Origin of the sequence: Pseudomonas sp. (genome assembly GCF_032058845.1) — a bacterium.
Taxonomy (GTDB): Bacteria; Pseudomonadota; Gammaproteobacteria; order Pseudomonadales; family Pseudomonadaceae; genus Aquipseudomonas.
Genome location: NZ_DAMCCR010000011.1, coordinates 21,940 through 36,604 on the forward strand (window position 1 = coordinate 21,940; position 14,665 = coordinate 36,604).

The window sequence follows — 14,665 nt, forward strand, 5'->3', positions numbered from 1 at the left end:
AGTTGGCAGCCTGTCGGCTTAGTGCTGGAATGATCACCTCAACGTGAATTGGACATTCAAGATGAAGCTGATCCGACTGGCCAAGGCGGGGCGTTTGATTGTATGGGGCGCGCTAATGTTTTCAGGGAGCGGCCAAGCGGCTGACGAAGAGCGTGCCGGTGCCGCGAGGGGTGAGCAAACCCCGTCTGTGAACGCTACGTTGACAGGCATCTCCGAGGGGTGTGAAGTGACGTGGGCGGATACCGATTCATTTTCGGGGTTTATGCATCCTGGCTGGTTAAACCGCGCGTCTTCGACCAAGCTCATTATTACTTCCGATCCGCAGCCGTTCTTTGAGGAAAGCGAATCAGGCTGGAATCTGAAAATGCGTCAGTTCGGGCTCAGGATCAACTCGGCACGTAGTGACAACGACTATATTCCACTGATCATCAACGGCGATATCACAAACTACGGCCACGGCAACGAGCGAAAGGCGTTTCGTCGGGAAATACAGCGCTTCCGTGATAGCCAACCGGGTCCCTTGATGCTGCCGGGGCTAGGCAATCATGACTATCAAGGCAATGTGAACGACTGCGCCAATAACGGATGCGCACGAGATGCCGTGTGTGACCAGATCATCTGGACAAAAGCCATCGCTGCAGCCACCCCAGGCATGAAATTCGATCACCACTACAGCCCAAGCCAGAGGCGCCACACAGGCTCGTTGGCGTATTCGCTCGACATTGGAAAGCTGCACATTGTCCAATTGAATCTGGAGCCAACCTATACGGTCTCCTTCAGTACCGGTGGGGTGGGCGTGAGCGGTGAAAAAACGTATTTTGATATCTCGTCGTCAATGTCATGGCTTAAAACGGATCTGGAATCCGCAAAGGCGCGTGGCCAATACACGATCATCAACATGCACCGATATCACGGCTGGAAGGACCCTGCTATTCGCAGTGGCGAGTTTAGTAAATTGATTGCCGACAATAAAGTAATCGCACTATTTGCTGGCGATCTCCATGATCAGCTCGGGTACAAGCAGGGTGCAGGCTTCGGCAAAGTTCCACTTTTCCACAGTGGCGCCATCTTGAAAAAAACGTGGCTGCGCGTGTTGCTGGATTGGAACGAAAGCGTGGTGCAAGTCGATAGCTACAACGATCTCGATCACGTTCAGGAGTACAAATACAATATCGACACGTTCCAGAACCTCACCCCTGTTCCAGAAAAGAAAGTCAAGGTCACGATTTTCGCGGAGCGGAACTTTGCCGGGGCCAACTGTACGTTCGAGCTCGCGGCCGGAGGGTATCAGGAGATTGCGCGTGGCTGCTTACTGCGAACGCCTGTCGCCTCCATCAAGGTCGTAGACTTTGGTTTCAGCGGCAGGAGTCTGTGCCTGAGCGAAAAATATGAGTTCAGCAATCGACGCTGCTATTCCGGTGATTACGTCGGCAACTTTGACGCCGCCAGCTTATCCTCGTCTGCAGGTTTGCCGGAAAACCTGCGGTGGTTCCCCATTGGTGCAGAGACCCGCTACAACTGGCTCAGATACGACTGATAAGGGCGCCAGCCCCTCAGCCGAACGTATCGGTTCAGCGCTGCGTTCGCGGCCGATACAAGAATGTGGGCCATGGTCAGCATGTTCCTGGGCATCTGATCTGGTCCGCCAGGTGCCTACCCAGGCGTCATGGTGCTGGTGGGCAAGGTGTCAGGGCTGCGCCAGCGACTGCAGGTACTCCGAGCGGTCGTCGCTGCGTTGTGCCAGACAGGTATCGAGCGCGGCGACAAAAGCCTTGCTGCCGGGCGCTTGCCTGGAGGTTTCAAGTTTGCAGTCGGCGTCACGCAACTGCGTCCACAGGGTCTGGGCCGACTGCAGCCCAGCGTTCAACTCGCTGGCCTGGGCGGGGCTGGCGGCTTGCTCGCGGACCCGCTGCAAGAGTTCATCGAGCGCCGTTTTCAACTCACGCTCGGCCGTCTGTCGATTGAAGGCCGCGCACGCATAGGCCTGCTGATCGGTGTCGACGTTGTCGCACGGCGTGCTGTCTTCTTCACCCGCCTGGGCGCCCATCATCACGCCCATCAGGGCCAGCCATAGCATTGCTTTCATCCGTTGCCTCCAGAGGGCTTTTGAGCTGCCCGCGGGATTCTCGCAGAGGGTTCGCCCAGCGGGTAGAGCGTGCAACGAATCTTCACCGAAAACGACCTCCAGCGACGTTATCGAGACTGGCTCTCATTGCCGCAACCCGCGCCAGAGCGCCCTTTGTCGGCCCTTGACGCTTTCGGCAAACCCCCTGTCGTTTTTGTATCGGGGCGTCGCAAGTGACAGGCATATGCTGCCCCCAAAGCGCCGGCAGACGGTTTGGCGCGAACACTCAATAAAAGGGGACAGCCTGATGAGCCCAGCCGAACTTCATGCCGACAGCATCGTCATCGACGGCCTGATCATTGCCAAGTGGAACCGCGAACTGTTCGAAGACATGCGCAAAGGCGGTCTGACAGCGGCCAACTGCACGGTGTCGGTCTGGGAAGGCTTCAAGGCGACCGTCGACAGCATTGCCGCCAGCCAGAAACTCATCCGCGAAAACAGCGACCTGGTCATGCCGGTGCGCACCACCGCCGACATCCGCAAGGCCAAGGAACTGGGCAAGACCGGCATCCTCTTCGGCTTCCAGAATGCCCATGCATTCGAAGACCAGATCGCCTATGTCGAGATCTTCAAGCAGCTGGGCGTGGGCATCGTGCAGATGTGCTACAACACCCAGAACCTGGTCGGTACCGGCTGCTACGAGCGTGACGGCGGCCTGTCGGGCTTCGGTCGCGAGATCGTCGCCGAGATGAACCGTGTCGGCATCATGTGCGACCTGTCCCACGTCGGTTCCAAGACCTCCGAAGAAGTCATCCTCGAATCCAAGAAGCCGGTGTGCTACTCGCACTGCCTGCCTTCCGGCCTGAAAGAACACCCGCGCAACAAGTCCGACGAAGAGCTCAAGTTCATTGCCGACCACGGCGGGTTCGTCGGCGTGACCATGTTCGCGCCATTCCTGGCCAAGGGCATCGACTCGACCATCGACGACTACGCCGAAGCCATCGAGTACGTGATGAACATCGTCGGTGAAGACGCCATCGGTATCGGTACCGACTTCACCCAGGGCCATGGGCAGGACTTCTTCGAGTACCTGACCCACGACAAGGGCTACGCCCGCCGCCTGACCAGCTTCGGCAAGATCATCAACCCGCTGGGTATCCGCACCGTCGGCGAGTTCCCGAACCTGACCGAGACCCTGCTCAAGCGCGGCCATTCCGAGCGCACCGTGCGCAAGATCATGGGCGAGAACTGGGTGAATGTGCTGAAGGATGTGTGGGGCGAGTGAGGCGCGGTGGGGCGGCGTTGCCGCCCATCGCGGCTAACCGGGGCGCCGGACCGGCCGCTCCTACAGGGTCCGCGTTTCGGGTTGATGCCTGTACAGGGCTTATTTAAGGGCTGAGCTGTTCTCACAGGGTTTGTGTAGTGGCCGTAGCGGCTAAAGGCCGTACCGGAGCCAGCGGAACCATGTAGAGCCCTGTAGGAGCGGCTTCAGCCGCGATGGGCCGCACAGCGGCCCCAACCCAGCCACCACGATGCCTCGACGAATCCATTACCGGCGCCTTCCGAACACCGCTTCAAACCAAAAGCCACCCTGGCTTTTATCCAATAAAAATTTTCTGGAGCTTAGTTTCCATGGCCAAGATCGCCCCGCAATTGCCCATCGAAGTCGACACCGAAACCGGCGTCTGGACCAGCGACGCCTTGCCGATGCTGTACGTGCCGCGCCATTTCTTCGTCAACAACCACAAGGGCATCGAAGAAGTCCTGGGCGCCGACAAGTACGCCGAGATCCTCTACAAGGCCGGCTACAAGTCCGCCTGGCACTGGTGTGAGAAAGAAGCCGAGTGCCACGGCCTGGAAGGCGTGGCGGTGTTCGAGCACTACATGAAGCGCCTGTCGCAGCGCGGCTGGGGCCTGTTCGAGATCCAGGCCATCGACCTGGACAAGGGCACCTGCGAAGTCAAGCTCAAGCACTCCGCGTTCGTGTACGTCTATGGCAAGTGCGGCCGCAAGGTCGACTACATGTTCACCGGCTGGTTCGCCGGGGCCATGGACCAGATTCTCGCTGCCCGTGGCAGCAACCTCCGCACTGTGGCCGAACAGGTCTATGGCGGGTCCGAAGAAGGCCACGAAGATGGCCTGTTCGTTACAAAGCCGTTGTAAGCTGGAGAAACCGTCATGGCCTTCGAAGCAATGTTCCAGCCGATCCAGATCGGCAAACTGACCATCCGTAACCGTGTGCTCTCCACCGCGCACGCCGAGGTCTATGCCACCGACGGCGGCATGACCACCGACCGCTACGTGAAATACTACGAAGAGAAGGCCAAGGGTGGCATCGGCCTGGCGATCTGCGGCGGCTCCTCGGTGGTGGCCATCGACAGCCCGCAACAATGGTGGGCCTCGGTGAACCTCTCCACCGACCGCATCATCCCGCACTTCCAGAATCTCGCTGACGCCATGCACAAGCACGGCGCCAAGATCATGATCCAGATTACCCACATGGGCCGCCGCTCGCGCTGGGACGGTTACCACTGGCCGACCCTGATGTCGCCGTCCGGTATCCGTGAACCGGTGCACCGCGCCACCTGCAAGACCATCGAGATCGAGGAGATCTGGCGCATCATCGGCAATTACGCCCAGGCTGCGCGCCGCGCGAAGGAAGGCGGCCTGGACGGCGTCGAGCTGTCCGCCGTGCACCAGCACCTGATCGACCAGTTCTGGTCGCCGCGCGTCAACAAGCGTACCGATGAATGGGGCGGCACCTTCGAAGGCCGCATGAAGTTCGGCCTGGAAGTGCTCAAGGCGGTGCGCGCGGAAGTCGGTGACGACTTCTGCGTGGGTATGCGCATCACCGGTGACGAGTTCCACCCGGACGGTCTGTCCCACGAGGACATGAAGCAGATCGCCGCCTACTACGACGCCACCGGCATGCTCGATTTCATCGGCGTGGTGGGCTCAGGCTGCGACACCCACAACACCCTGGCCAACGTGATCCCCAACATGAGCTTCCCGCCGGAGCCGTTCCTGCACCTGGCGGCCGGCATCAAGGAAGTGGTCAAGGTGCCGGTGCTGCACGCGCAGAACATCAAGGACCCGAACCAGGCCACACGCATTCTCGAAGGCGGCTACGTGGACATGGTCGGCATGACCCGCGCGCACATGGCCGACCCGCACCTGATCGCCAAGATCAAGATGGGCCAGGTCGACCAGATCAAGCAGTGCGTCGGTGCCAACTACTGCATCGACCGCCAGTACCAGGGTCTGGACGTGCTGTGCATCCAGAACGCCGCGACCTCCCGTGAATACATGGGCGTGCCGCACATCATCGAAAAGTCCACCGGCGCCAAGCGCAAGGTGGTGGTGGTCGGTTGCGGCCCTGCCGGTATGGAAGCCGCGCGCGTGGCGGCCGAACGTGGCCACGACGTGACCGTGTTCGAGAAGAAGGAGCAGATCGGCGGGCAGATCATCACGGCGTCGAAAGCGCCGCAGCGTGACCAGATCGCCGGTATCACCCGCTGGTATCAACTGGAGTTCGCCCGCCTGAAGATCGACCTGCGCCTGGGCACTGCCGCCGACGTGGACACCATTCAGGACCTGCGTCCGGACATCATCGTCCTGGCCAACGGCGGCCATCCGTTCATCGAGCAGAACGAGCACTGGGGTGCTGAAGAAGGCCTGGTGGTGAGCAGCTGGGACGTGCTCGACGGCAAGGTCGCGCCGGGCAAGAACGTGCTGGTCTACGACACCATCTGCGAATTCACCGGCATGTCGGTGGCTGACTTCATCGCCGACAAGGGCAGCCAGGTCGAGATCGTCACCGACGACATCAAGCCAGGCGTGGCCATGGGCGGCACCACCTTCCCGACCTACTACCGCAGCATGTACCCCAAAGAAGTGATCATGACCGGCGACATGATGCTGGAGAAGGTCTATCGCGAGGGCGACAAGCTGGTGGCGGTGCTCGAGAACGAGTACACCGGCGGGCGCGAAGAGCGTGTGGTCGACCAGGTAGTGATCGAGAACGGTGTGCGGCCCGACGAGCAGCTCTACTACGCGCTCAAGGAAGGTTCGCGCAACAAGGGCCAGATCGACGTCGAAGCTCTGTTCGCGATTCAGCCGCAGCCGATCCTCAGCCAGCCGGGTGAAGGCTACCTGCTGTATCGCATCGGTGACTGTGTGGCTCAGCGCAACGTGCACGCCGCGATCTATGACGCCCTGCGTCTGTGCAAGGACTTCTGATCGCAACAAATCGTGGCCACGGGCGTGGCCTCTGTGGGAGCGGCTTCAGCCGCGATTGCGTCAGGGTTGACGACGTCGTTGTCTGATCGGACGTATTCGCGGCTGAAGCCGCTCCCACAGTGGGCCAATCCCATCTTCAGAGTGGCGCAAGAATCCAGCTGTTGTGGGAGCCTCCCATGTTGAACACCCTGTTACCCATCCTGCTGTTCACGGCGCTCGCCCTGGCCGTGCTCGGCGCCTTGCGCCGCGTGCGCATGTGGCGCCGCGGTCGGCCGTCGAAGGTCAACCTGATCGGCGGATTGCTGGCCATGCCGCGTCGCTACCTGGTCGACCTGCACCATGTGGTCGAGCGCGACAAGTACATGTCCAATACCCACGTCGCCACCGCTGGCGGCTTCGTGCTGTCGGCGGCGCTGGCGATTCTGGTGCATGGCTTCGGGCTGCAGAACAAGATCCTCGGCTACGGCCTGCTGATCGCCACGGTGATCATGTTCACGGGCGCCTGTTTCGTGTTCAAGCGCCGCCTGAACCCGCCTGAGCGCCTGTCCAAGGGCCCGTGGATGCGCCTGCCGAAGAGCTTGCTGGTGTTTGCCGCAAGCTTCTTCATCGCGACCTTGCCGGTCGCCGGCATTCTGCCCGCCAACACGGGCGGCTGGGTGATGGTCGCGGTGCTGGGCCTGGGTGTGCTGTGGGGTGTGTCGGAGCTGTTCTTCGGCATGACCTGGGGCGGGCCGATGAAGCACGCCTTCGCCGGTGCCCTGCACCTGGCCTGGCACCGGCGTAGCGAGCGTTTCGGCGGTGGCCGTTCCACTGGCCTCAAGCCGCTGGACCTGGAAGACCCGACAGCGCCCCTGGGCGTGGAAAAACCCGCCGACTTCACCTGGAACCAATTGCTCGGTTTCGACGCCTGCGTGCAGTGCGGCAAGTGCGAAGCCATGTGCCCGGCGTTCGCCGCCGGCCAGCCGCTGAACCCGAAAAAGCTGATTCAGGACATGGTCGTCGGCCTGGCCGGTGGCACCGATGCCAAATTCGCGGGTAGCCCGTACCCAGGCAAACGGATTGGCGAGCACGGCGGCAGCCCGCATCAGCCGATCGTCAATGGCCTGGTCGATGCCGAGACGCTGTGGTCGTGCACCACGTGCCGGGCCTGCGTCGAGGAATGCCCGATGATGATCGAGCACGTCGATGCCATCGTCGACATGCGCCGTCACCTGACCCTGGAAAAAGGCGCCACGCCGAACAAGGGCGCCGAAGTGCTGGACAACCTCATCGCCACCGACAACCCCGGCGGCTTCAACCCCGGCGGGCGGATGAACTGGGCCGCTGACCTGAACCTGAAGCTGATGGCCGATGTAAAAAGCACCGAGGTGCTGTTCTGGGTCGGTGATGGCGCCTTCGACATGCGCAACCAGCGCACCCTGCGCGCCTTCGTCAAAGTGCTCAAGGCCTCGGGCGTGGACTTCGCCGTGCTCGGCCTGGAAGAACGCGACAGCGGTGATGTTGCCCGTCGCCTGGGTGATGAAGCGACCTTCCAGCTGCTCGCCAAGCGCAACATTCAGACCCTGAACGGCTATCGCTTCAAGCGCATCGTCACCTGCGACCCGCACAGCTTCCATGTGCTGAAAAACGAGTACGGCGCGCTGGGTGGCGAGTACCTGGTGCAGCACCACAGCACCTACATCGCCGAGCTGATCGCAGAAAACAAGCTCAACCTCGGGCAGCACAAGGGCGGCAGCGTCACCTACCACGACCCGTGCTACCTGGGCCGCTACAACGGCGAGTACGAAGCCCCGCGCGACGTGCTCAAGGCCCTGGGCATCGAGGTCCGTGAGATGGAGCGCTCCGGCTTCCGCTCGCGTTGCTGCGGCGGCGGCGGCGGTGCGCCGATCACCGACATTCCTGGCAAGCAGCGGATACCGGACATGCGCATGGACGACATCCGCAGCACCGAGGCCGAAGTGGTCGCTGTGGGTTGTCCGCAGTGCACGGCGATGCTCGAAGGCGTGGTCGAACCCCGGCCATTGATCAAGGACCTGGCCGAACTGGTCGCCGACGCCCTGCTCGAAGAGCAAGCGCCGGCGGCGGCCAGGCCGCAAACTGCCAAACGTGAACCTGCGGAGGTGCATTGATGAGCGACCTCATCCGCCGCGACCCACGCGCCGAGTGGATCGCCCGTAACCGTCTGCATCCGCTGCATGCAGCGATGCAGACCCAGCAAACCAGCTGGATGGGCCCCAACGGCCTGATACGCAAGAACACCCACGCCATCGCGGCCGGCTTCATGGGGCCCAATGGCCTCAAGCGCATCGACCGCAGCGGCGCGCAGCAGGGGACCGCCACCGGTGCCCGGCGCACGGCCGCCGCCGAAGTGCAGTTGCCGCTGCACCAGGTGGTCAATCCTGCGTTCTACATCGCCGTAGTGCCGGACATGGTCGGCGGCCGTCTCGGCGCCCATGACAAGGACCTGCTCGGCCTGGCCCACAGCCTGGCCGGCCAGGATGGGGCCGTGCTGGCTATCGTCTTCGGCGAACACAAGGAAACCGCTTTCGGCAACGCCGGCGTGGACCGTCTGTTGGTCATCGAAGGCGATGCCTTCAAAGGCTATGCCCCCGAGCAGCTGGTTCAGGGCCTGCGCGCCGTGGACAACCAGTTCGCGCCACAGCATTGGCTGCTGCCAGACAGCCGCGCCGGCGGTGGCGAGCTGGGCCGTCGCCTGGCAGCGGCGATGGGCGAGCGCCCCGCCACGCGCGTGTGGCAGGTCAAGGATGGCGAATGCATCGGCCGTGCCGGTGCCGGGCAGCAGGACATGCAGCGGCCTGCCGCACGGGTGATCCTGGCGTCTTCGGAGTGCGCCGATCCGGTCAGCGATACCCGTCATGAAGCATTGCCGGTGGAGCTGTCTGCGCCGGTGGCGCGCAGCCTGTCGCGCATCGAGGACCTGGGCTCGGTGGCCGTGGACCCGGCTGCCATCGCCATGGCCGAGGCCGAGTTCATCGTCTCCGGCGGCAACGGTATCAAGGACTGGAACCTGTACCACCAGGCCACCGCTGCACTGGGCGCCACCGAAGGCGCTTCGCGGGTGGCGGTAGACGACGGGCATATGCCGCGTAACCGTCAGGTGGGGGCGACCGGTACCTGGGTCACCGCTCGGGTCTACATGGCCATCGGGATTTCCGGCGCCATCCAGCACCTGCAAGGCATCGGTGCCTGCGACAAGGTCATCGCGGTGAACATGGACCCGGGTTGCGACATGATCAAACGGGCCGATCTGTCGATCATTGGCGACAGCACGGCGATTCTCCAGGCCTTGATCGAGGCGGTAGACAACTTCCGCAGCGGCGGCCAGCGCGACGCGGCTTGAGGGCACGAGCATGAGTACGAAAGTCATCAGCCTGGTTTCCATCGGCGCGCACCCCAGTTCCGGTCGCACCCGCCGCGCCGAGCAAGACGCCCGTGCGGTGGAGCTGGGTTTGCAGCTGGCCGGCGAGCACCTGCAAGTGGTGCATGCCGGCGATCACCGCGAAGAAGCCCTGCGCGCCTACCTGGGCATGGGGTTGGATCATCTGGACGTGCTGGAGCAGCCCGCTGGCGCCGATGTGCTGGGCGTGCTGGGGGACTACTTGCGTGATGCCGGTGCGCAATTGGTGCTGACCGGCACTCAGGCTGAAACCGGCGAAGGGTCGGGCATGCTGCCGTTTCTGCTCGCCGAGAAACTGGGCTGGCCCTTGATAGTGGGGCTGGCGGAGGTGGAGTCCATCGAAAATGGTACCGCATACGTACTGCAAGCACTGCCGCGTGGCCAGCGTCGGCGGCTGAAGGTACGCCTGCCGCTGCTGGCGACTGTCGATAACGCAGCGCCCACACCGCGTCAGAGCGCGTTCGGCCCGGCCCGTCGTGGGGTACTGGCAGCGCAGGACGTTCAGGTGGTCGAAGACGAACTGCTCGCTGAGGCGCAACTGCAGCCTGCGCGACCACGGCCCAAGCGCCTGAAGGTGATCAAGGCCAAGAGCGGTGCGGACCGGATGAAAGCGGCTACAGCAAAGGCCAGCGGTGGCAGTGGCAAGGTGATGAAAGACGTCACGGCCAAGGAAGGCGCCGACGCGATTTTGAAGTTGCTGGTGGAGGAGGGTGTGTTCCGCTGATGCAGTTCAAACCCATGAACTGACCTGCTTCCTGACTTCGTCTTCAGGGAGTGGAGTGTGCACCTCAGGCCCTGCCTTGCGTCAGGCGAGGCAGAGCCACATTGCGTGCATGGTCCACTCGCAAATATGCCAGTTAAAAACTGCAGGGCTAGATGTTAGTTATGGCACTCAATCCAATCGGAGGAGTGATCATGCAGATACATCGGTCCACAACGCCCGGTCTCATTTCGTCACCCGGCCAGCGTACAGGGACGCTTGCCTGTCATTACTCGCCTTACGGTGTATCAGCGCCTGCGAACCCTGGCTCACTGGGCTACACGGGGCAACTGCGTGATCCAGTGACGAGTGCTTATCTGCTAGGCAACGGCTATCGCAGTTACAGCCCTGGATTGATGCGATTCCAGTCGCCCGATTCGCTCAGTCCTTTTGGCAAGGGCGGGATCAATGCTTATGGCTACTGCGCAGGCGATCCGATCAACCGCATCGACCCCAACGGTCATTTTTACGGGGTGGCGGGTTTGGTGTTGAGAGGACTTGGCATGCTCTCCAGCGCGCTAACCATCGCTTACAACTTTCTCGGCCCGTTACCCACCACACGTATTTCGCTCAATGCTTCGCGCGTCAGCACGATGGGATCACTGATCAGTCTGGGAAGCTCAGCTGCGCAATATGCAGGGGTGGAAAGCGCAATTTTTGGTTCTAACCTGGGATTGACAATGAGCGCGGCCGGCACTGCGACCAGGGCCATCAACGCTGCGTTCGGATCTGGCAGCCAGCCGTTGAAACGGTTGAAAGACAATTGGAACCTGATGACCGGCGGGCCCCATCCAGTTACCGTCGATTCGCTGGCCGATTCGCTGAAAGATGTGGTCATACGTGATCGGCAACAACAACGGATCGAGAGTCAGGTAATCTTCGACGTCAACAAGAATGCCCAAGCTACAGGGATGAAAATTCGCGTGAGCGTTGAAACCGGTTTGCCCCTGCTGCGTAATAGAAGATCCCAAAGCGCCGATTGAAGCATGGCGTATCGCTGGGTGGCGTAGTGTCGTTGACTGGTTGCTACGCTGCGGATCGCATGCGAGGAGGGTAGTCATCGGCCATGAAGCGCGTCTTGTTGGCCAACTTGGAGAGCGTGGGCGCGTTCGAGAGGCTGGTGGCGATGGGTGCCCTGCGAGCAAGTGGGCTCGATGTACCTGCCTGTGCCTCGGCGCCTGCCGTTGTCTGGGCTGCTCGTGTCATCCGCGCACCGAGGGCCCGCTGCGGGAAGTGGCGTCATCGCTCAGGAAGATAAGACAAGGAGATGGATCAGACGCGTGAGCGTCAGACCCATACTCTGATTGCGTACCAGCCCGGTTGGCCTTCAGGCCGCACCTGGCGCCACAGTCACTGCGCCTTTATTTCTTTCAGATATGGCGCCGGCTCTGCCCCCAGATTGTTCAACACCCGCTGGCTGTACCAGTCGATGAAGTTCACCACACCGAACTCGTAGGTGGTCGAGTACGGCCCGGGCTGATACGCCGTCGAGCTGATCCCGCGCTGGTTCTCTTCGGCCAGGCGACGGTCCTGGTCGTTGGTGGCGTCCCATACTTTGCGCATGTTGGCCGGGTCGTAGTCGACGCCTTCCACGGCGTCCTTGTGCACCAGCCACTTGGTGGTGACCATCGACTCCTTGGCACTGATCGGCCACACGGTGAAGACGATCATGTGGTCGCCCATGCAGTGGTTCCAGGCGTGCGGCAGGTGCAGGATGCGCATCGAGCCGAGGTCCGGGTTCTGGATGCGGCCCATCAGCTTCTTGCACGCCGGCTTGCCGTCCATGGTCATGGACACGGTGCCCTTGAGCAGTGGCATGCGCACGATACGGTTACGCAGGCCATGGCTCTTGTGCAGGTACGGGATCTTCTCGGCTTCCCAGGCAGCGGAGCAGGCCGCGACCTGATCCTTGAATTCCTGGCTGGCGCGTGGATCGTTGGTGTCGTCGAACTCGAGCAGGGTTTGCAGCAGCTCCGGGTGCGAGCCATTGCAGTGGTAGCACTCGCGGTTGTTTTCCAGCACCAGCTTCCAGTTGGCCTTTTCGAACAGCTGGGTCTGCACCGCGACCTTGGTGTTCTCCATGTCGTACGGTTCCATGTAGTGGTCCAGTGTGGCCAGGAACTCGTCGATGGCTGGCGGGTTTTCCGCCAGGCTGATGAAGATGTAGCCGCCCGCCGTCTTCACGTTGACCGGCTTGAGGCCGTACTGCTTCATGTCGAAGTCAGTGCCCATCTCGGTGCCGGCGAACAGCAGGCGGCCGTCGAGCTCGTAGGTCCACTGGTGGTACGGGCAGACCAGCTTGGCCACCTTGCCTTTTTCATGCACGCACAGGCGTGAACCGCGGTGGCGGCAAACGTTGTGGAAGGCATGCACCTTACCTTCGGTACCACGCACGACGATGATCGGGTTGTTGCCGATCTCAAGGGTCAGGTAGTTGCCCTTGGCCGGGATTTCGCAAGTCATGCCGGCGATCAGCCACTCCTTGTGGAAGATCTCCTGCATGTCGATCTGGAACAGACGCTCGTCGGTGTAGAAAGGCTGGGGCAGCGAGTAGGTGCGCTCGCGGTTCTGCAGCATCTCGGCAGTGGCCTTGCGTGCAGGTTCAAGTGGATCGCCCAGGTGCAGGGTTGCGGTGACGTCCATCGTGTATTCCTCATGGCCCTCTAGGGCCGGCGAAAGGTGGCTAATCATTGTGGTGGTGCCGCAGTGCTATGACCCGGCTGCTATTGGCTTAAAAACAGCAGGTCTATTTGCGGTGGAGTGTGCGATTACTGTGGGCGAGAACCGTATCCATGGGCGACATGGCCGAATCCGTTCCCGACGCCCGAACCCTTGTCTCACGGGGCTGGTCGCGATAAGCACGCCGATGTCGTAGATAGGAAAGTGCGACCTCTCAGGCTTGAGCATTATCGCAACCATAAAAAGGCCGGTAGTCGGCCGCTGGAGATGATCATGTCCGAAACCTTCCTCAATCCGGTTACCACTCAGACCTGGGTCAACGGCCGCCACAGCGTGCGCTGCGTCAAGGTCATCCAGGAAACCTGGGACGTGCGCACCTTCTGCTTCATGGCCGACGCGCCGATCATGTTCTTCTTCAAGCCCGGACAGTTCGTCACCCTGGAACTGGAGATCGACGGCAAGCAGGTGATGCGCTCGTACACCATCTCCAGCTCGCCTTCGGTGCCGTACAGCTTCTCCATCACCGTCAAGCGGGTGCCGGGCGGGCACGTGTCCAACCACCTGCACGACACCCTGCATGAAGGCCAGGAGCTGGCCGTGCACGGCCCGGTCGGCCTGTTCAACGCCATCGACTTCCCGGCCAACAAGGTCTTGTACCTGTCCGGCGGCGTCGGCATCACGCCGGTCATGTCCATGGCGCGCTGGTTCTACGACACCAACGCCAACGTCGACATGGTCTTCGTGCACAGCGCACGGACCCCCAAGGACATCATCTACCACCGCGAACTCGAACAGATGGCCTCGCGCATCCCCAACTTCGGGTTGCACATCATTTGTGAGAAGCACGGCCTGGGTGAACCGTGGGCCGGCTATCGCGGCTACCTGAACCAGCGCCTGATGGAGCTGATCGCGCCGGACTACATGGAGCGCGAGGTGTTCTGCTGCGGCCCGACCCCGTACATGAATGCGGTCAAGCGCATGCTCGAAGGCGTCGGCTTCGACATGAGCCGTTACCACGAAGAATCCTTCGGTGCGACGCCGGCCGAAGACAAGGCCAACGCAGTCGAGAACGCCGAGCAGGCGGCCGACGCGCCGGAAGTCGATGAATCGGACCTGAACCTGGTGGAGTTCATCGGCAGCGAGAAGAGCATCCGCATTGCTCCGGGCGAAACCGTTCATGCGGCGGCAGCGAAGGTCGGCCTGATGATCCCCAAGGCTTGCGGCATGGGCATCTGCGGCACCTGCAAGGTGCTCAAGCTCGGCGGCGATGTGGAGATGGAGCACAACGGCGGGATCACCGAGGAAGACGAAGCCGAGGGTTACATCCTTTCGTGCTGCAGCGTGCCGAAGGGTGATGTGCGGATTGATTACTGAGGTGAGCACGGCGTCGAGCTGAATACCGTATCTGGAAACAGGCCGGAACAGGGCTAATGCCAGTCAGTTAAGCCGCCTTCTTGGCAATTGGGGCTGTCTTGCAGCCCATCGCGGCTAAAGCCGCTCCCAC

Annotated in this window: 11 protein-coding genes; 9 read left to right on the top strand and 2 right to left on the bottom strand. The window is 61.8% G+C overall.

Annotated features, from left to right (window positions below; genetic code table 11):
* Positions 1-61 precede the first annotated feature (61 nt).
* Entirely contained in the window at positions 62-1,537 is a 1,476-nt protein-coding gene (locus tag RT028_RS03835; protein ID WP_312932635.1) for a hypothetical protein, read from the top strand.
* Between the two features lie 150 nt (positions 1,538-1,687).
* Here RT028_RS03835 and RT028_RS03840 read toward each other — a convergent pair whose 3' ends face one another.
* Positions 1,688-2,086 (bottom strand): lysozyme inhibitor LprI family protein, encoded by a 399-nt coding sequence (locus RT028_RS03840; RefSeq protein ID WP_312932637.1) that lies wholly within the window; start codon positions 2,084-2,086, stop codon positions 1,688-1,690.
* A 286-nt stretch (positions 2,087-2,372) separates the two neighbouring features.
* Here RT028_RS03840 and RT028_RS03845 point away from each other — a divergent pair, with 286 nt between their 5' ends.
* The 7 genes from RT028_RS03845 to RT028_RS03875 all read left to right on the top strand — a co-directional run bounded on the left by RT028_RS03845 (position 2,373) and on the right by RT028_RS03875 (position 11,465).
* The gene (locus RT028_RS03845; RefSeq protein WP_312932639.1) at positions 2,373-3,350 is read left to right on the top strand and encodes a dipeptidase; all 978 of its coding nucleotides are present in this window, start codon (positions 2,373-2,375) and stop codon (positions 3,348-3,350) included.
* A gap of 347 nt (positions 3,351-3,697) precedes the next feature.
* On the top strand, positions 3,698-4,228 hold the full coding sequence (locus tag RT028_RS03850) for a DUF5943 domain-containing protein (RefSeq protein ID WP_312932641.1): 531 nt from the start codon (positions 3,698-3,700) through the stop codon (positions 4,226-4,228).
* Between the two features lie 15 nt (positions 4,229-4,243).
* Complete coding sequence (dgcA, locus tag RT028_RS03855) at positions 4,244-6,304, top strand: dimethylglycine demethylation protein DgcA (RefSeq protein ID WP_312932643.1); 2,061 nt, start codon at positions 4,244-4,246, stop codon at positions 6,302-6,304.
* A gap of 176 nt (positions 6,305-6,480) precedes the next feature.
* Positions 6,481-8,433 (top strand): dimethylglycine demethylation protein DgcB, encoded by a 1,953-nt coding sequence (gene dgcB, locus RT028_RS03860; protein WP_312932645.1) that lies wholly within the window; start codon positions 6,481-6,483, stop codon positions 8,431-8,433.
* The gene (locus tag RT028_RS03865; protein ID WP_312932647.1) at positions 8,433-9,665 is read left to right on the top strand and encodes an electron transfer flavoprotein subunit alpha/FixB family protein; all 1,233 of its coding nucleotides are present in this window, start codon (positions 8,433-8,435) and stop codon (positions 9,663-9,665) included. Before dgcB ends, RT028_RS03865 begins: the two co-directional genes overlap by 1 nt.
* A 10-nt stretch (positions 9,666-9,675) precedes the next feature.
* Complete coding sequence (locus RT028_RS03870; protein WP_312932649.1) at positions 9,676-10,446, top strand: electron transfer flavoprotein subunit beta; 771 nt, start codon at positions 9,676-9,678, stop codon at positions 10,444-10,446.
* 191 nt (positions 10,447-10,637) lie between these two features.
* Positions 10,638-11,465 carry an RHS repeat-associated core domain-containing protein gene (locus RT028_RS03875; RefSeq protein WP_312932651.1) on the top strand — a complete coding sequence of 276 codons (828 nt, stop codon included), beginning with the start codon at positions 10,638-10,640 and terminating at the stop codon, positions 11,463-11,465.
* Positions 11,466-11,832: 367 nt separating this feature from the next.
* Here the strand turns inward: RT028_RS03875 and gbcA are convergent, their stop codons facing one another.
* Entirely contained in the window at positions 11,833-13,125 is a 1,293-nt protein-coding gene (gene gbcA / locus RT028_RS03880; protein ID WP_312932655.1) for a glycine-betaine demethylase subunit GbcA, read from the bottom strand.
* Between the two features lie 309 nt (positions 13,126-13,434).
* Here gbcA and gbcB point away from each other — a divergent pair, with 309 nt between their 5' ends.
* Positions 13,435-14,535, top strand: a complete 1,101-nt coding sequence (gene gbcB, locus RT028_RS03885) for a glycine-betaine demethylase subunit GbcB (RefSeq protein WP_312932657.1) — start codon at positions 13,435-13,437, stop codon at positions 14,533-14,535.
* Positions 14,536-14,665: the final 130 nt, after the last annotated feature.